Source organism: Micromonospora sp. HB375 (genome assembly GCF_017872985.1).
Taxonomy (GTDB): domain Bacteria; phylum Actinomycetota; class Actinomycetes; order Mycobacteriales; family Micromonosporaceae; genus Micromonospora; species Micromonospora chalcea.
In genome coordinates, this window is record NZ_JAGGJO010000001.1 from 4,515,603 (window position 1) to 4,532,362 (window position 16,760).

Here is a 16,760-nt window from a genome sequence, read left to right on the forward strand (position 1 = left end):
GGCGGGGCCACCCCGCCCGGGGCCGGCGTCGTCAGCTCAGGCCGCTCGCCCACGGATAGGTCTTCAGATACGGGTCCGGCGCGATCGGCTTGCCGGAGTTCCACACCTCGGTGATCAGGCCGTCCGCGCCGACCTTGCCGATGCGGGCGGTCTTGGCGATGTGCTGGGTCTTGCCGTCGACGGTGACCAGGCCCTCCGGCGCCTCGAAGGTGATGCCGTCGGAGGCGCCACGGACCTTCTCGACGTCGAACGCGCCGGCCTTCTCGACCATCGCCTTCCACAGGTAGACGCTGACGTAGGCGGCTTCCATCGGGTCGCTCGTCGGCTTGTCCGCGCCGTACTTCGCCTTGTACGCGGCCACGAACTTGCCGTTCGCCGCGCCGGGCGTGGTCTGGTAGTAGTTCCAGGCGGTCAGCTGACCCTCCAGGTACTGGGTGCCGATGCTCTTGACCTCCTCCTCGGCGATGGACACCGACACCACAGGCATCGCGGCGGCGGTGAGCCCGGCCGACTTGTACTCCTTGAAGAACGCCACGTTGCTGTCGCCGTTGAGGGTGTTGAAGACCGCCTTCGCGCCGGACGACCTGACCTTGTTGACGATCGTGCCGAATTCGGTGGACCCGAGCGGCGCGTAATCCTCACCGACCACAGTCATGCCGTTCGCCGCCGCGTACGCCTTGATGATTTTGTTCGCCGTTCGCGGGAAGACGTAGTCGCTGCCGACCAGGTAGACCGATTTCGTTCCCTGGGCCTTGAGGTAGTCGAGCCCGGGGACGATCTGCTGGTTTGTCGTCGCGCCCGTGTAGAAGATGTAGGGCGACTGTTCCAGGCCCTCGTACTGCACCGGGTAGAACAGCAGCGCCTTGTTCTTCTCGAACACCGGCTTGACCGCCTTGCGGCTGGCCGACGTCCAGCACCCGAAAACGGCCGCGACCCGGTCCTCGGAGATCAGCTTCTCGGCCTTCTCCGCGAAGGTGGGCCAGTCCGAGGCGCCGTCCTCCCCGATCGGCTGGATCTTCTTGCCGAGGACGCCGCCGGCCGCGTTGATCTCCTCGACGGCGAGCATGATGGAGTCGCGGACGGTGACCTCGCTGATCGCCATGGTGCCGGAGAGCGAGTTGAGCAGGCCCACCTTGACGGTGTCGCCGGAGACGTCGGCGGTGACGCCGGCCGCGCCGCCCTCGTCACTGGTCTTGCTGCCGCACGCGGTCACGGCGACCGCGGCGACGAGGGTCATGGCCCCCGCCAGGATGCGGCGGCCCCAAAGAAGTGACATCTAATCTCCCTGCGGTGCGCTCAAGTAGCGAAAGGACGGTCGGTGCGGTCCGGTGGAGTTGGCGATGCCGGGGTCGACGGGTGGACGTCGCCTGTGGTCATCGCATCGGCTATGGGCACGCAAAGCGTTGACCGGCATGATTGCGCGGACGTTTCCCGGTCCTTAATTGACTGTTTCCCGGAAACCCGGAGAGAACGCACGCCGCAACGGCTGACACCGCCCCGTGCGAGGCGGTGCCAGCCGTGATGAATTCGGTGAAGAATTGCGCCACCACAATGGTCGGCGGACAGATTCCGCCGACGGTGGACAGACATTCGCGGTATCCACCCCTGGGGTAGATACTTCACGCAGGAAGTATCTTAGGGCCGGGCCGGGTGGACGTGTCAAGGGCCGGTACCGGGCGGTCAGAGCTGGGCGAGCACTGTGAAGTCGAGACCGTCTGCCTCGGCGAGGTAGATCCGCTGGCGCACGTGCCGTCGACGCAGCTGCAGCCGGCCGCGCGGCCCGTGGTACGCCACCGTGTCGGCAGCCGTCTCGATCGCCCGCACGTCCAGGGTGCGGGCCTGCCCGATCAGCGCGGCGAGCAGCATCACGCCCTCGTAGCAGGACTCCCCCAGGCTGCCCAGCGGCGGCGCCTCCACCCCGAACCGGCGGGCGAACTCGCCGTGGAAGTCGAGGTTCTCCGGCGTCACGAGGCCGGCGAAGAAGCCCGCCGTGCTGTAGAGCCGCCGCGTCGCGCCCGCCCCGCTGGCCAGCAGCATGTTCTCGTCCATCAGGGTGCTCAGCCGCAGGCAGCGCTGGTCCATCGCGGCACGCGCGAACGCCCGGTTGAACCGCACCGCGTCCGCGCCGACGAGCAGCATCACCACCGCGTCGGCCTCGCTGCGCTCGATCCGGCGCAACACGTCGTCGAAGTCGTGTGTCTCCAACGGCAGGAACGCCTGCCCCACCACACGACCACCGCCGCGCAGCGCGTACCGCTGGGCCGCCCGCGCGGTGCGCCGGGGCCACACGTAGTCGTTGCCGACCACGAACCAGCGGCGCGCGCCCTGCTCCCCCGCGAGCAGCCGCATCGCGGGCCACAGCTGGGCGTCCGGCGTCTCGCTGGTCAGATAGACCCCTTCGGTACGCTCACCGCCCTCGTACAGGGCGGTGTAGACGTACGGCACGCGGTGCGCGACCCGGGGCGCGAGCGCCTGCCGCACCGAGGAGATGTGCCAGCCGGTCACGCCCTGCACGGCGCCCACCGACACCAGCGCCTCCACCTGGGCGGCCACCTCGGCCGGCGGCGCGCCACCGTCGACCGGCACCAGCCGCACCTCGCGGCCCAGCACCCCGCCACCGGCGTTGATCTCCTCGACCGCGAGCTGGGCGCAGAGTTCGCAGGTCGGGCCGAACATTCCCGCCGGCCCGCGCATCGGGTACACCAGCGCGATGCTGACCACGGCCCGATCGACTGTGAGCCACGGCGGGGCCGGCGCGGACATGAGCCCATGATTGCCCGGCCGACGTGGGAAAACCATAGCTCTCCATGGAGCGGGACGAGTCGCTACCATGGCAGGGCCACCGGCCCAGGGAGTTCCATGTCAGACGTGCCCGGGGCGCCAGCCGATCTGCTGCGCTCGCTCACCCGCGCCGAACGGCTGCTCTCCCGCCGGTTGGCCGCCGTGCTGGCCGACGACGACCTGACCACCGAGGCGTGGCGGGTGCTCTGCCTGCTCGCCGACGGGCAGGGCCATCCGATGAGCGAAGTGTCCGCCGAGGCGTCGTTGCCGCCGGGGACCCTCACCAAGCTGGTCGACCAGCTCGTCGACCGGAACCTGGTGTTCCGGCGGATCGACCCGCTGGACCGGCGACGCATCCGGGCCCACCTGACCGCCCGAGGCCGCCGCGAGCACGCCCGCCTCGACGAGCGGGTCCGCACCAGCCTCGCCGAGGCGGGCGTACCGGCCGACACTCCCCTGCTCGACCACCTCGCCGACCTGATCGCCCGGCTCGACCCGGCGGCTCGGCGCGATGACGCTGAGACGGCCGGCTTTCGCCTCACTACGCCTCGGTGAGCAGCGGATCGCCGTCGAGGTGGGCGCGCAGCGTGTGCGCGTCGGCAGCGGTGGCGGTCCACAGTGTGGCCGGACCGCCCGCCAGGGGCAGCCGGGCGACGGTGCCCTCGACCGTCGCGGGCTCGTGGGGAAGCGACGGGTCCACCACCAGCAGTGACCCGGTGGCCGGCGCGCCGCCGAGCACCGCGGGGCCGGCCCAGCCGGGCGCGCCCGGTCCCACGGCAAGCGACTGGCGCAGCAACGGACGGCCGTCGTAGTCGACCCGGGTGTGCACGACCGCGCTGCCCGGCGCCTCGCCGTACCGGCCGCAGATCACCTCGTCGCGCCAGGTCAGCCTCGCCCCGGCGGCCACCTCGACCCGGGACTCGGCGAGGTGGGCGCAGCCGGCCGCGGCGACCAGTTGCTCCGGCAGCCAGTGCAGCGCGCCGCCGTCGTGCACCACGGCACGGACCGCCATCCGCGACACGACGCCGGGCCGGCCGGGCAGGGCGACCGAGGCGGCGACGGTGTGCAACCGCACCGCCGCCCCCGGTCCCACGTCGATCTCCAGCCGCAGGTCGTCGCCGGCGAGCGGGCCGGCCGCCCCGCCGACCACGTACACCGTCACGGCCCGACCGCGCCCGGGCGTCTGCCGCAGCAGCAGCGGCGTCTCACCGCTCAACTCGGCGAGGACCGTGCCGCCCCGGCCGTCGGCCCGGGCCACCAGCCGGGCGTACGCGCGCATCAGGCCGGGCCGCCCCGCGCGGCGACCGGGTGCAGAGCCGCGTGGTGGGCCAGTTCGTGGCGGATCCAGTCGGCGACCCGCCCCGCCGCCGGGTCGCCGACGATCGACAGGAACACGGTCGGCAGGTCGCCGCGCCGGGCCCGCGCGTCCCGGTCCATGACGGCCAGGTCCGCGCCCACCATGGGGGCCAGGTCGGTCTTGTTGATCACGAGCAGGTCGGCGGACGTCACCCCGGGTCCGCCCTTGCGCGGCACCTTGTCCCCGCCGGCCACGTCGACCACGAATATCTGCCGGTCCACCAGCCCTCGGCTGAACGTGGCGGTCAGGTTGTCCCCGCCGCTCTCGACCAGCACCAGGTCCAGCGGGCCGACCGCCTCGGCCAGCTCGTCCACGGCGTCGAGGTTGGCCCCGATGTCGTCCCGGATGGCGGTGTGCGGGCAGCAACCGGTCTCCACGGCGCGGATCCGGGCCGGGTCCAGCACACCGGCCCGCTTGAGGAAGTCGGCGTCCTCGGTCGTGTAGATGTCGTTTGTGACCACGCCGAGTCGCAGCTCCCCGGCGAACGCCCGGCACAGGGCCGCCACCAGGGCGGTCTTGCCGGACCCGACCGGCCCGCCGATGCCGACGCGCAGCGCCCGGCCGGCTTGGGCCAGCGGCGGATGCGGGTCCACCCCCGGCTCGGGGTGGGTGTGCGGAACGGTCTCGTCGTGCGGGGCAGGATTCCGGTCGGCCTCGGGCGCAACGGTGTCAGGACGCAAAGAGACGCACCTCCCAGGTGGCATGAGCTTCGGCATGGATGTCGGCAAGCGGGGCGGCCGCCGCGGGCAGCCGCTCGGGTGGGTCGTCGGCGGCCCGGGCCGCCGCCGCCGCGGTGCCGTCACACCGGCCGGCGAGACCCACAAGCAGGGCCTGGACCCGGTACGGGTCGAGGCCGAGCAGGCGTACGGCAGCGCTGGCCGCACCGGTCACCGTCCCGTGGACGGCGACCGTGGCGGTCTCGGCGCGGCTCAGGCCCGCGGCGGCGCAGAGCAGCCCGAGCACCAGCGGCTGGTGTGCTCCGCCGGGTGTGGCGGGCAGGTCGTCGAAGGACGCCTCCGGCCAGATGGCCCGGCCCGCGCGCAGCAGGGCCCGTCCCTGGCGGCGGGACACCGTACGCAGCGCCGGCGCCGCCGTCCGGGCGTCCAGCTCCGCGTCGAGCAACGCCAGCGTGGACCCGCGTACGGCGGAACCCGACGTCACCGCCCGGTGCGCCGCCGCCGCGAACGCCGCACCGACCAGCCCGGCGGTGGCCAGCCGGCCGGCCAGGAACGCCTCCAACGTGGCCAGGTCGGTGACCCGGCCGGCGGCGACGGCCGCCTCCAGGCCGCCGGAGTGGGCGTGCGCGCCGGCCGGGAAGCGACCGTCGGCCACCAGCAGGAGCAGGCTCGACGTCGTCATCAGAACAGGAAGTACCGCTGGGCCATCGGCAGGCGTGTCACCGGGTCCGGCTCCACCACCTGACCGTCGATCCGCACGGTGAACGTGTCCGGGTCCACCTCGATCCGGGGCATCGCGTCGTTCTCCGGCAGGTCGGCCTTGCCCCGCGAGCGCACGTCCGCGACGGGCACCACCCGCCGCCGCACGTCCAGGCGCAGCCCGGCGTCGAGGGCGGCCGGCGCGACGAACGCCAGGCTGGTCGCAGCCGCCGCGGCGCCGTACGCCCCGAACATCGGGCGTGGCAGCACCGGCTGCGGCGTCGGGATGGACGCGTTGGCGTCACCCATCTGGGCGTACGCGATCATGCCGCCCTTGAGCACCAGGTGCGGTCGTACGCCGAAGAACGCCGGATCCCACAGCACCAGGTCGGCCAGCTTGCCCGGCTCGACCGAGCCGATCTCCCGGTCCAGCCCGTTCGCCATCGCCGCGCAGATGGTGTACTTCGCCACGTACCGGCGGGCCCGGTGGTTGTCGGCAGCGCCGTCGCCGGGTAGCGCGCCGACCCGCTCCTTCATGACGTGCGCGCTCTGCCAGGTTCGCAGGATCACCTCGCCCACCCGGCCCATCGCCTGCGAGTCGGAGCCGATGATGGAGATCGCGCCGAGGTCGTGCAGCAGGTCCTCGGCGGCCATGGTGGACGGCCGGATGCGGCTCTCGGCGAAGGCCAGGTCCTCCGGCACGGACGGGTTGAGATGGTGGCAGACCATCAGCATGTCCAGGTGCTCGGCCAGGGTGTTGGCGGTGTACGGCCGGGTCGGGTTGGTCGACGACGGCAGCACGTTCGGCTCGCCGGCCACTGTGATGATGTCCGGCGCGTGCCCGCCTCCCGCACCCTCGGTGTGGTACGAGTGGATGGCCCGGCCGGCGATCGCCCGCAGCGTGTCGGCCACGAAACCGGCCTCGTTGAGGGTGTCGGTGTGAATGGAGACCTGCACCCCGGAGGCGTCCGCCACCCGCAGGCAGGCGTCGATCGCCGCCGGTGTGGTGCCCCAGTCCTCGTGCAGCTTGAAACCGCCCGCGCCGGCGCGCAGCTGCTCCCACAGCGCCTCCGGTGAGACGGTGTTGCCCTTGCCGAGCAGCAGCACGTTGACCGGCAGCGTGTCCAGCGCCTCGTGCATGCGGGCCAGGTGCCAGGCGTTCGGGGTGACAGTCGTGGCCCGGGTGCCCTCGGCGGGGCCGGTGCCGCCGCCGACGAGTGTGGTGATGCCGCCGGCGAGCGCCTCGGTGACGATCTCCGGGCAGATGAAGTGCACGTGCGTGTCGACGGCGCCGGCCGTGAGGATCCGGCCGTTCCCGGCGATGACCTCGGTGGCCGGGCCGATGACCAGCTCGGGGTGGACGCCGGGCATGGTGTCCGGGTTGCCGGCCCGGCCCAGCGCCACGATCCGCCCGTCGCGCAGACCCACGTCGGCCTTGACCACCCCCCAGTGGTCGAGCACCACCGCGCCGGTGATGACGGTGTCGAGGGCGCCCTCGGCGCGGGTCGCCCGCGACTGGCCCATCGACTCGCGGATCACCTTCCCGCCGCCGAAGACCGCCTCGTCGCCGCCTGCGCAGTGGTCGGTCTCCACCTCGATCAGGAGGCTCGTGTCGGCCAGCCGGATGCGGTCGCCGGTGGTCGGCCCGTACAAATCGATGTAGCGGTCCCGCCGCACGGCGGTCACCGCGCCGGCCCGTCGGTCGTCGGCGCCCCGCTCGTCGGCGCGTCTGTTCCCGGCGCGGCCGGTGGCGCTTCGTCCAGCGGCCCGGCGCACTCGCCGCGCAGGCCGGGCACGACGCGTGCGCCGCCGAGCGGAACCAGCTCGACGGTGCGGCTCACGCCCGGCTCGAACCGGACCGAGGTGCCCGCCGCAACGGCGAGACGCTGACCCCAGGCGAGCGCCCGATCGAACATCAGGGCCGGGTTGGCCTCGGCGAAGTGGTAGTGCGAGCCGACCTGCACCGGACGGTCGGCCGTGTTGACCACGACCAGAGTGGTCACCGGCCGGCCCACGTTGATCTCGACCGGGCCGGCCGCCGGCAGGATCTCCCCGGGGATCACGGGATCGGGTGGTGCACCGTCACGAGCTTGGTACCGTCCGGGAACGTCGCCTCCACCTGCACCTCCCTCAGCAGCTCGGGGATGCCCTCCTGGACGTCCTCGCGGCCGAGCACGCTCCGGCCGGCCGACATGAGGTCGACCACCGACCGTCCGTCACGGGCCCCTTCGAGAAGGAAAGCGGTGATGATCGCGACGGCTTCGGGATAGTTGAGTCGCAGGCCGCGCTCGCGGCGGCGGCGAGCGACGTCGGCCGCGACGTGGACGAGCAGGCGGTCCTGCTCGTGCGGGCTGAGGAACACGGGATTCTCCGGTGGGGTCGGCGTGGCCCGCTCGCCGTCGGCTCCGCGTGGAGCCGCGCCGGGCAGGACCACCCGGAGTACGAGCTGGAGTCACACGACCGCCGCGACGCCGCCTACGGGTGGCCCGGGACTCCACCATCCCGGCCCGCGCGACGGGCACCCGGCGGTGTCGGTCGGATGCGGACCGCACCGCCCACCGCTTGAGCAGACCGTAGAGGATCGCCACCGGCGGGGGCAACAGTGTGCTCGGTGTGAGGGATCGAGCCCTGCCGGTGTCCGGGTCGGATGGCACGCCAGGGACGCCCGCAGTACCCCATTCGCGAGCTGACGCGGGCGCACGTCGGGGAAGCCGTCGTCGGGTATTCCTGCAACTGTGGTGCGAAGACGAGGAGATCCGACGGCAGGCGGTGCTCGAACGCGCTGCCGCGATGCGTCGCCGAACTCCGTCCCTACGTCGAGGGCGCAGGTGCAGCCGCCGCGGCCGGCGGCGTCGATGTCGGACAGGTTGCCGGAGGGTGAGGGCCCGCCCGGTGGTGGGTAGCCGGCGCGGTGCGCGGATGTCGACTCGCTGACAAGGGTCCGAACCCGCTCCCAGAAGGGCAGCCGGCGGCGCCAGCAACGCGGCCTTCGCGGTCCGGCCATCCCGGCAGGCGCGGCGGTGCTGTTCCTATCGGGTACGGCCTTGCGGGATACGCCGTCGTTTGGGTGTGGTGTGCGGAAATCTCCATGCAGAGGGCAACGGCAAGGGAGGCAGCGTGCTGGTCGCGGACCGCAGACTGGTGGGCCTGCTGCTGCTGACCGCGGTGTCTCCGACGGTCGAGGCCGTCGTCTTGGTCTCGCTGGGTTTCGTCGCGGCGCGGGGCCTCGCGCCGCAGGCGGCGGCGGTGTGGCCGTACGACACCTACCACGACCTGCGGTGGCTGTATGTCTATCACGACTCGTGGCCGTCATTCGTGTTCTGGCTCAGTTTGCTGGTGGTGGCCCGAGGGCTCTTCCACACGCTGCTGGTGATGTTGGCATGGCCGGCTGAGGTGCCTCGGCCACCGGCGCGGTGGCTGTTGAAACGGAATGTCGGGCTCGCCGCGTTGGTGGCGGTCTTCGTCGCCCCGTGGGCCTTGATCTCGGTGGCCGCGTCGGTGGTGGCGCTGTCCTGGGTCCTGCTGGCCTCCCTGGTGCCGTTGTTCCTGCTGGCGCCATTCCTGCAACGGGCGGCTGTGGTAGGGCCGTGGTGGCGAGGCCTGCCGTCGATCTCGCTGGTGGGATGGTCGATGCTCAACTTCGTGGTGCTGACCGTGGCCGGCGCGTTGTGCTGGAGTCTGCCGGGCTGGTGGTCGGTGCCGGTGGCCGCCGTGGCCGGGGTGGTCAACGGGCTGCTGTGGAACCGGACGGTCCGTACCGCGCTGATCAATCCATCGACACGGTGGGTGAGGGTGCCGGCGACTCCCGTCGCGGCGGTTCTCGCCCTTGCGGTGCCGTTGCTCATCCCGCCGATGGTGGATGCCGTGCCGGACAAGAGCCTGCGGGCTGAGGCGGTGGTCCTCGACCACCCGCTGCCGCCCGACGTGCCGCAGGCAGTCATCGTCCTCGCAGGTTACGGGTCGTCGTACGGGGGCGAGCAACCTCTCGACAATCGTGTCGAGAGGTTCTCCTACCGGGGGTTGAGCCGGGACGGCACACCCCTGCCCTACCGGCCGCACGACACCACGATCTCGGTGGCGGACAGCGTGGGACTCCTCGACGCACAGGTGCGACGACTACACCAGCGCACCGGCCGGCCGATCGCCCTGATCGGGGAAAGCGAAGGCGCGATCGTCGCCCGAACCTACCTTCAGCAGCGAGCGCACCCCGCCGTCGACACGCTGGCCATGTTCAGTCCTCTGATCAACGCGGGTCGCGCCTACTACCCGCCCCCGCGCGAGAACCACGGCTGGGGCGTGGCGACGGGATCGCAGCTTCGGATCGTGTTCGGCGTGATGCGCCTGTTCGGTGGCCCACATGCCGGGCCCGACGAACCGTTCATCCGCTCCCTGGTCGACGACGCGCCGTTCTACCGTAACCAACTCATGTGTCCGGTGCCCGGGATCCGGATGGTCGCCTTCATTCCCACCACCACGGCCGCAGAGGCGCCACCCGGCGACTACAGCGGGATCCCCGTCTTCCAGATGCCCGGCGTACACGGGGGTCTTCTCAACCGCAGCCTGGTCGAAGACCGGCTCCTGACCTTCCTCTCCGGCGAACCGATCCAGCAGGAACGCGAGGAGTACCCACTCCTGCAACGTCTCGGCGCCGCCTGGCAGGCCCCGCCCCTGCCCATCGCGGCCAACCCGGCCTGGTCCGCGTTCCGGCAACCCGATCCCGCCTTCACGGGGAAGGTGTGTCAGCCAACCGACTGATCCGTCCTCGTTGGTCGCCGGCCCACCGCGGAGCCGGCCACTCGCTTGCGTAGGTGTGCGGGTAACCGTCGCCCGGACGCTCTCAAGCGACAGCGCGAGATCGATTGATGATCAGTAAGCGGGCGGCAGCCAGTGCCAGTCCGAGCACCAGCACCGTGCGGATCGGGTGATAGGTGAGGAAGAACAGGTGGAGCCCGACGAAGATCACCACCGCGGCCAGAGCCAGGGACGTCGACCAACGGCGGCGGAGCGGTCCGAGGGCTCCGGCCAGCGCCGTGAACACCCCGACGGCCAGATGCAGCCAAGCCCAGCCGGTGAGGTCGTGCTCGTGCACGGCACCGTCAGCAACCGAGACGTAGCGGGCGCCGCTCAGGTCGGCCGCACCAGCTACCGCGTCGAAGATCCCGGCCAGGCCCAGCAGGACAGCCGCCAGCCGCAGGCCCCTGTCGCTTGCGTTCCCGTCGGCCACCACACCCTCCGTAGGAACTCGCCCCTGCTGGCGGAGCGTCGATGTGGCGGGCAGACACCCATTCGGGCCCCTTGCTGCGCCTGCCCCGCCCTCCGATCTTTGCCGAAACGAGCCGATCCCAGACACCGAAGCGGGAGCGTCACCGCTGCGGGTGACCTCCGGCGGGCCGAGAACGGTCGGTGCGTGACCACATGCACCGGCCGTGCAGGCGCGCCGGGCGACCCGTGCACCCGAACAACCAGCTCGTCAGCGAGCTGCCGATCAGGAATCCGCAGTCCGGTACCTGCCGCAACAGGCACCACGTGTACGAGCGCGGGCACGGCATCAAGCGGATGAGCCACCCGGCGGTCGGACCGAGCATGCTGACGAGGCGCCATGCCGGGCACCCCGGACCAGACGCTGTTCCTCTGCGCCACCGACCCCGGCGTCCCGGCCCACGGCAACCTCCGTCTGCTGGGTCCCCTGACCGCCCAGGCCAAGCGGACGCCTCGTAGGGCCCAACGGGCAGCCCGCTCCCCGAGGCACAGCCACCGCCCCGCACATCGCCTGCGCGGGCGGCGGCCATGGCAGGGGCGTCACAAGCAGAGCGCCCAACGCATGGTCTGCCTCGCGGCAGCCCGGCATGAGGCACGTCCTGGGACATACGCCGGTCATCACTGGTGACGGCCTCGTCGTTACCGAAGGCTTCACGCGGTGGCGCCTCGTAAATGTGATGATCGGAGCCAGGGTCCGGCTGACTGGTGCCCCGCTATGTTCGTCGACTCGGTGCGCCGAGTCGACGCCGGCGGTGGCCCGCCAGGCTGACGGCCACGACGGCGAGGCCGGCGATGACTGCCGCGGCGAGGATGTCGCCTGGGTAGTGCACGCCGACCCAGACGCGGGCGACCCCGACGACAAGCGCCGCTCCGGCCAGTACCACGCCCCACCGGCGGCTCAGGAAGGCGTAAGCGCCGAACGCCAGCGCGAACGCGGCGGTGGCGTGGTCGCTGGGCAGCGAAACTCCCGCACCGTGAGGGATCAGCTGGTGCACGTGATGACTCTGGAACGGGCGCTGCTGACTGTTCGAATGCGCCAGGACGGTGGCTGCGGCAAAGGCGAGGACCAGGGCGGCGCCGAGCTCGACGACCGGGCGTGTTCGTCGGCGGCGCAGTGTCACCACGGCAAGCAACGCGGTGACTGCGAAGATCAGATACAGCAACCTGGTCGCGGCGAACTCCATGGCGTCGTCGATACCGTCGATGCGTCCGGCGTGATCGTTGATGAGTTCGAACAGGCGGTAGTTCACCATGTCATCCTGCCGACTCGGTGGCGGGACCTCGGGGAGATCGGGTTATCCGCGGCGTTCCGGTCGGCGAAGCAGCCCGTCGGCGACCAGTTCGATGGTCACCGCGACGGCGACCGCCTCGACGGGTGCGCCGACGCCGAGCAGCACGCCCACGAAGGCACCGGGAAGGGTGACGGTCACCGTCGGCGGTGTTCGACCGATCCCGCCGAGCAGGCGGAAGCAGCGAGCCACACGCCGCCGCCGACCGTGACGGCCGCCAGGACAAGGCCGACGATACGGATGGGCTCGTCGGAGAGTGTTTCCCGGAAGACGGTGATGGCGACGAGAACGCTGACGACGGGGTCGGTGAGCGTGAGAGCTGTCAGGGGTGCGGCGAGGCGACCGTGCTGGAAGGCGGCCTGATTCAGGATCAGCCCGATGGCGACGGCCACTATCAGCGCCGCGGATCGCCAGCTGACCACGGCGGACAGCAGGGAGCCCGGGGAGCCGCCGGCGAGGTCCTTGACCAGCGCCGCCGCGAAGCTGTACGCGACGCCGCTGGCCACGCCCAGCAGCGCGCCCCGCGCGGCGCCATGGCGGCGGCGCGCGGCCAGGACGCAGGCCGTAATGGCCGCCACCGCGCAGCTCATGGCGACCGTCCAGGCCGTCGGCGCAGGGCGGGTCACACCGGCGCGGACGTCGGCGAGAAGCAGGAACGCGGTCAGGCCCACCACGCCCACCGCAACCGCGAGCAGGTCCCGGCGCGCGACGCGCTGGCCGGCGATGACGGCCTCGATCAGCACTGCCATGAACAGCCCGCTGGCCATGATGGGTTGCACGACCGCGAGCGCGCCGGAACGCAACGCGAGCACCTGGAAGACGACTCCGGCCGTGTCCGGGATCCAGCCGGAAAGCCACAGGCGGTTGCGGAACAGCCGCAGCAACAGCCGCGGGTCGAGCGCTGCGAAGCGCGGCTGCTGGGCCGCGGCGCGCTGATGCAGCGCGGCGGACAGCGCGAAGCTGAAGGCCCCGGCCAGCGCGTAAAAGATCATGGCTGGGTGCAGGAGTGGTCCGCGGGTGAGCGCCGGGACGTCACCGCGGGTTCCCATCCACTCCGGCCCCGGACCGTAGGGTCGCGGACACGATCGCGGCCATGTCGTCGGCGCTGGTGAACGCCGGCAGGGCGGAAGCCGCTGTGCGGGTCAACTCCTGGCACAGGTCGGCGGGGTTTCGGACGTAGGTGGTCAGGCCTGCGCCGGCGAGCACCTGCGCATTGGCTCGGCCGTGGCCGGGAAGCGGGCGATAGGTGATGGTGGGCAGACCCGCGGCCAGTGCCTGCTGGCAGGTGAGGCCACCAGCGTTCTCCACGATCAGGTCCACCGCCTGCATGAGGGTGGGCATGTCGTCGACCCAGCCCATGACGTGCCCGGGAAAGCCGGCCAGGCGCCGGCGCAGGCTGTCGTTTCGTCCGCATACCACCACCGGTGTGACACAGCCGGCGGCCAGTACCTCCCTGGCGGTACGGGCCACGTCGCCGGCACCCCAGGACCCGGCGACGATGAGCGCTAGTCTTCCCTTTTCGGGCAGCGTGAACTGGGCGCGGGCGGCGCGTCTGGTGGCATCCGTCGGTGGCCGGTAGCGGGCGGGTACAAGCGGGTCGACGAGTCGGACGTCCGGTGCGCCACGAACAGCGGCTTGCTGCTGGGTGGCCTCGTGGATCACGCAGTAGGTGTCGACGCCGGTCGCCATCCAGGTCGGGTGGATGACGAAGTCGGTGACATAGGTGACGACCGGTGTGCTCAGCCTCCCGCTGTGGCGCAGCGGGCCGAGGATCTGGTTGGCGAACGGGAACGTCGACACGACCAGGCCGGTGTCCGGCGGCATTTGCATCAGCATCCGCCGGCGGGCCGACCGTAAGGCGGACCTGATCATAGCCACCAGCGGTGGCGAACGGTCGGTGATCGTGAACAAGGCGTCGTAGCTGAGCGGGCACCAGCGCAACAGCGACCGGTAACCTTCGCGGATCATCCCGTGCAGGGGCTTGGGCAGGGACGTGAAGAAGTTGAGGTGGTGCACCTCGACGCCGTCGAGGGCGAGCCGGGCAGCCAGTTCAGCGGCGGCGGCGTCGTGGCCCGCGCCGATGTCGGCCGACACCACGACGATCCCTCCGCCGCCACACCGGTGATCCGGTGCAGGCCACGTTCCGGGAGGGATCCGGGCATGAGGATGCTCCCGCCACCCGTTGTTCACGGGCGCGGGTACCCGCTGTCACCGTCGTCACACCTGACCACCGACGCGGCCTGGGCGACTCCCCCCGTGGTCGTCCAGGCCGCGCCCCGAACCTGACCTCACCACCTACGGCGCACGGCCACGGATCCTCCCGACGAGGAGCCTGACAGCGTCCTGGTACTCCGGTTGCGTGTGATACGGCCAGTGGCGTTCCACTGCGGGCGGAACGGTGTCCGTCGGCTCCACGGTGACACCGCGGGGATCGCGCAGCCGCACGTCGACAGTTGCGGCCTCCCGAGGTACGCCAGGCGTGAGGTCGGGATGGTCGAAGATCGGCGCGCCGATCGGGTCGGTATCACGCCACAGGTTGCGCCACCGCCAGTCGATCCGCTCACCGAGCTCGCACAGCACCCGTTCGCCGAGGTAGGCCGGGTAGAGGCGGGCATAGATCCGGTACAGGGGGCTGCCGTGGGTCAGCAACGCGATCCGTGGCAGAGTCTCGGATGGCAGGTGCAGGACGGTGGCGGCGGCCAGTACCGAGCCGTGGCTGTGCCCGGAGATCACCACGGGCCCATGCGCGGCCAGTGCACAGACCCGCCGCGTCAGTTCGGGCACGGCCCGCGCCGCGTAGCAGGGCGGTGCGAACGGGTGCACCGTCCGGGGCCAGAACGTGCCCAGATCCCACAACACGCCGACGAGCCGGCGGGTCTCCGGCGACCGGTACGCGCGGTAGGCCAGGATCAGCAGTCCGACGACGATGAGGCTGATGATCCAGATACCGATGTCGGTGACATATGCGGTGAGCACGGCGAGGACGTCGTGGCGCCGATTGAGGCGGGCGGCGAGTTGTGTGGGGCCGATCCCGACGAGGTCGAGCGCCACGGTGGCGAGCCCGAGTGAGGAGACCACGAAGAACGCGACCAGGGTCGGCCCGAGTTCCTCGGTGACGAAGGAGCGGGCGACCGTGTCGCGGACCGCGGCCAGCCGCGGCGCCGCCGAAGCGGGCGCGTCGGGGTAGTCCCGCTCGACCACGCGTCGCGCGTACGCCCGACGACGGCGCCGGGCGGCGGGCAGGGTGAAGGCAATCGCCGCGGTGACGACGAGCAACGCGGCCAGCCCGGCGAGCGCGGCCCACCAGTACGCCACCGGTGGTTCCAGTGGGCCCAGCGCAGGTGGGCTGGGCCGGATCGGGTCGGGGATGCGGCCCCGGTCGAGATGGTCGGCGGTCCGGAACACCAACGTGGTGGTGTAGGCGGAGGTGACCGTGACCGACATCGCCGCCACCAGCGGCGTGCCGAGTCCGCGCAGCAGCGCGCGCGAGCCGGCCGGCCGGGTGTGCTGCCGCGCCAGCGTCACCGCGGCGATCAGGACCAGCAGCAGTCCCTGCGCGGTGACCAGGCCGGCGGCCGCGCCCTCGTAGCCGGGCATCTGCCCGGCCACCACCGGCACCTCCCGTCGGGACACGGCGTATCCGAGACTCGACACGGTGGCCACCGCGACGAGGATCCACAGCAGGCGTCGCAGCGGGCCGGCCCACCTCACGCTCACTGTCACCAGCAGCAGCGCGGCGCAGAACAGCACGAGTCCGCCGGTGAGGCCGAGCAGCGCGACGGCTACGCCGTTCCACCGATCGTGTGACACCGCGACGACCAGGCTGAGGTAAACAGTGCCGGCGCCCAGCCCGACATGGATCTGACGCAGCCACGACGTCATCCGCTCGTCGTGCCAGATCCCCGGTGCGGCTAGGCTCCCGGTCGACTCCAGCAGCCGCTCGTGTGGCGGGGTGGCCTCGAAGCCTTCGAAGGCACGCGCGAGCGCGCGCCGACGGCCCAGAACACCCGCAACGCCAGCAGCGGCACCAATGCCAGCACCGCCAGGCGCGGGCCCATTGGCAACGCCGCCAGCCAGGACAGGTACGGCCGCCCCTGCCGGCACTCCACGTACGGCACGCACTGCCAGCCGGGCAGGTTCATGCTCACCCCGACCAGCGCGAGCGTGAACGCCACGGTCAGCGACCCGGCGAGCAGGCGACACAACCCGCCGAGCAGGCCGAACCGGTCCGCCAGGGTGGGGCGCAGCCAGACCGCGAGGTTGCCCAGCATGAACGGCAACAGCAGCAGCATGGACGCCGTCCGCACCGCCACCCCCGCGGTCAGGGCCCCCCACCGGTACGCCTCCACCACCACCCCGGCGGTGGCGCCGCCCGCCCGACCGAGTCCCTCCCGGACCCGGTAGAACCCGGCGTGCCGGTCCCCCGCCACCCGCACCACGATCGGATGATCGACGATGGTCTCCGCCGACGCGCCGGAGACCCCGTGAACACGCAGCTCGACAGCCTCGTCACCGGGCGCGCTCACCAGGACAGCGTCACAGAAGCTGCCACGGTGCCGCTGCCGAACACCGAACACCGAGAGCGGGGATTGAGCCGCGCCCGGGGTGCGTTCACCGGAGTGGGTGATGGTCGACCTCATCCGGTCGGATCAGCCGTCAGCGCCCCACCTTCACGCAAGCGCAGGCGATCGGACGGGC

Annotated in this window: 17 protein-coding genes; 2 read left to right on the forward strand and 15 right to left on the reverse strand. The window is 71.8% G+C overall.

Features of this window, described 5'->3' with window-relative positions; all coding sequences use genetic code 11:
* Positions 1-31 precede the first annotated feature (31 nt).
* Positions 32-1,276: an urea ABC transporter substrate-binding protein gene (gene urtA / locus J3R08_RS20430; protein ID WP_043322858.1), complete on the reverse strand. Its 1,245-nt coding sequence runs from the start codon at positions 1,274-1,276 to the stop codon at positions 32-34.
* A 404-nt stretch (positions 1,277-1,680) separates the two neighbouring features.
* Positions 1,681-2,763, reverse strand: coding sequence for a substrate-binding domain-containing protein (locus tag J3R08_RS20435; RefSeq protein WP_043322855.1), 1,083 nt, complete (start codon positions 2,761-2,763; stop codon positions 1,681-1,683).
* Between the two features lie 96 nt (positions 2,764-2,859).
* On the opposite strand from J3R08_RS20435, the gene J3R08_RS20440 reads away from it, so the two are divergent.
* Positions 2,860-3,336, forward strand: coding sequence for a MarR family winged helix-turn-helix transcriptional regulator (locus J3R08_RS20440; protein ID WP_209962493.1), 477 nt, complete (start codon positions 2,860-2,862; stop codon positions 3,334-3,336).
* On the opposite strand, the gene J3R08_RS20445 is transcribed toward J3R08_RS20440, so the two are convergent.
* From J3R08_RS20445 to J3R08_RS20470, 6 genes are read right to left on the reverse strand one after another with little or no spacing between them, the layout of a single operon-like run.
* On the reverse strand, positions 3,323-4,060 hold the full coding sequence (locus J3R08_RS20445) for an urease accessory protein UreD (RefSeq protein ID WP_209962496.1): 738 nt from the start codon (positions 4,058-4,060) through the stop codon (positions 3,323-3,325). The two genes, J3R08_RS20440 and J3R08_RS20445, sit on opposite strands and share 14 nt — an antisense overlap.
* Positions 4,060-4,818 (reverse strand): urease accessory protein UreG, encoded by a 759-nt coding sequence (gene ureG / locus J3R08_RS20450; RefSeq protein WP_197494839.1) that lies wholly within the window; start codon positions 4,816-4,818, stop codon positions 4,060-4,062. Before ureG ends, J3R08_RS20445 begins: the two co-directional genes overlap by 1 nt.
* Positions 4,808-5,497, reverse strand: coding sequence for an urease accessory protein UreF (locus J3R08_RS20455; protein WP_209962498.1), 690 nt, complete (start codon positions 5,495-5,497; stop codon positions 4,808-4,810). The genes ureG and J3R08_RS20455 overlap by 11 nt, the downstream gene beginning before the upstream one ends.
* On the reverse strand, positions 5,497-7,200 hold the full coding sequence (locus J3R08_RS20460) for an urease subunit alpha (RefSeq protein WP_043322842.1): 1,704 nt from the start codon (positions 7,198-7,200) through the stop codon (positions 5,497-5,499). Before J3R08_RS20460 ends, J3R08_RS20455 begins: the two co-directional genes overlap by 1 nt.
* Positions 7,197-7,577, reverse strand: coding sequence for an urease subunit beta (locus J3R08_RS20465; RefSeq protein ID WP_069088292.1), 381 nt, complete (start codon positions 7,575-7,577; stop codon positions 7,197-7,199). Before J3R08_RS20465 ends, J3R08_RS20460 begins: the two co-directional genes overlap by 4 nt.
* Positions 7,574-7,876, reverse strand: coding sequence for an urease subunit gamma (locus J3R08_RS20470; protein ID WP_187693725.1), 303 nt, complete (start codon positions 7,874-7,876; stop codon positions 7,574-7,576). Before J3R08_RS20470 ends, J3R08_RS20465 begins: the two co-directional genes overlap by 4 nt.
* 755 nt (positions 7,877-8,631) lie before the next feature.
* Between J3R08_RS20470 and J3R08_RS20475 the strand changes: the two genes are divergently transcribed.
* Positions 8,632-10,269, forward strand: a complete 1,638-nt coding sequence (locus J3R08_RS20475; protein ID WP_043322839.1) for a hypothetical protein — start codon at positions 8,632-8,634, stop codon at positions 10,267-10,269.
* 82 nt (positions 10,270-10,351) lie between these two features.
* Here the strand turns inward: J3R08_RS20475 and J3R08_RS20480 are convergent, their stop codons facing one another.
* The 7 genes from J3R08_RS20480 to J3R08_RS32135 all read right to left on the reverse strand — a co-directional run bounded on the left by J3R08_RS20480 (position 10,352) and on the right by J3R08_RS32135 (position 16,588).
* Complete coding sequence (locus J3R08_RS20480) at positions 10,352-10,738, reverse strand: hypothetical protein (protein ID WP_124778765.1); 387 nt, start codon at positions 10,736-10,738, stop codon at positions 10,352-10,354.
* 748 nt (positions 10,739-11,486) lie between these two features.
* Positions 11,487-12,023, reverse strand: coding sequence for a phosphatase PAP2 family protein (locus J3R08_RS20485; RefSeq protein ID WP_158559977.1), 537 nt, complete (start codon positions 12,021-12,023; stop codon positions 11,487-11,489).
* Positions 12,024-12,068: 45 nt separating this feature from the next.
* Positions 12,069-12,203: a hypothetical protein gene (locus J3R08_RS32490; protein WP_255358557.1), complete on the reverse strand. Its 135-nt coding sequence runs from the start codon at positions 12,201-12,203 to the stop codon at positions 12,069-12,071.
* Positions 12,200-13,054 (reverse strand): DMT family transporter, encoded by an 855-nt coding sequence (locus tag J3R08_RS20495; RefSeq protein WP_043322834.1) that lies wholly within the window; start codon positions 13,052-13,054, stop codon positions 12,200-12,202. The genes J3R08_RS32490 and J3R08_RS20495 overlap by 4 nt, the downstream gene beginning before the upstream one ends.
* Before the next feature lie 40 nt (positions 13,055-13,094).
* Positions 13,095-14,216, reverse strand: a complete 1,122-nt coding sequence (locus J3R08_RS20500; protein WP_374102411.1) for a glycosyltransferase — start codon at positions 14,214-14,216, stop codon at positions 13,095-13,097.
* Between the two features lie 141 nt (positions 14,217-14,357).
* Complete coding sequence (locus J3R08_RS20505) at positions 14,358-15,944, reverse strand: hypothetical protein (RefSeq protein ID WP_245254777.1); 1,587 nt, start codon at positions 15,942-15,944, stop codon at positions 14,358-14,360.
* A gap of 29 nt (positions 15,945-15,973) precedes the next feature.
* Complete coding sequence (locus J3R08_RS32135; RefSeq protein WP_245254778.1) at positions 15,974-16,588, reverse strand: hypothetical protein; 615 nt, start codon at positions 16,586-16,588, stop codon at positions 15,974-15,976.
* Positions 16,589-16,760: the final 172 nt, after the last annotated feature.

Excerpts from the sequence above, each read along its gene's own strand:
- urtA (WP_043322858.1), bottom strand. The coding sequence starts at position 1,276 with ATGTCACTTCTTTGGGGCCGCCGCATCCTGGCGGGGGCCATGACCCTC.
- J3R08_RS20435 (WP_043322855.1), bottom strand. The coding sequence starts at position 2,763 with ATGTCCGCGCCGGCCCCGCCGTGGCTCACAGTCGATCGGGCCGTGGTC.
- J3R08_RS20440 (WP_209962493.1), top strand. The coding sequence starts at position 2,860 with ATGTCAGACGTGCCCGGGGCGCCAGCCGATCTGCTGCGCTCGCTCACC.
- J3R08_RS20445 (WP_209962496.1), bottom strand. The coding sequence starts at position 4,060 with ATGCGCGCGTACGCCCGGCTGGTGGCCCGGGCCGACGGCCGGGGCGGC.
- J3R08_RS20455 (WP_209962498.1), bottom strand. The coding sequence starts at position 5,497 with ATGACGACGTCGAGCCTGCTCCTGCTGGTGGCCGACGGTCGCTTCCCG.
- J3R08_RS20495 (WP_043322834.1), bottom strand. The coding sequence starts at position 13,054 with ATGATCTTTTACGCGCTGGCCGGGGCCTTCAGCTTCGCGCTGTCCGCC.
- J3R08_RS20505 (WP_245254777.1), bottom strand. The coding sequence starts at position 15,944 with ATGACGTCGTGGCTGCGTCAGATCCATGTCGGGCTGGGCGCCGGCACT.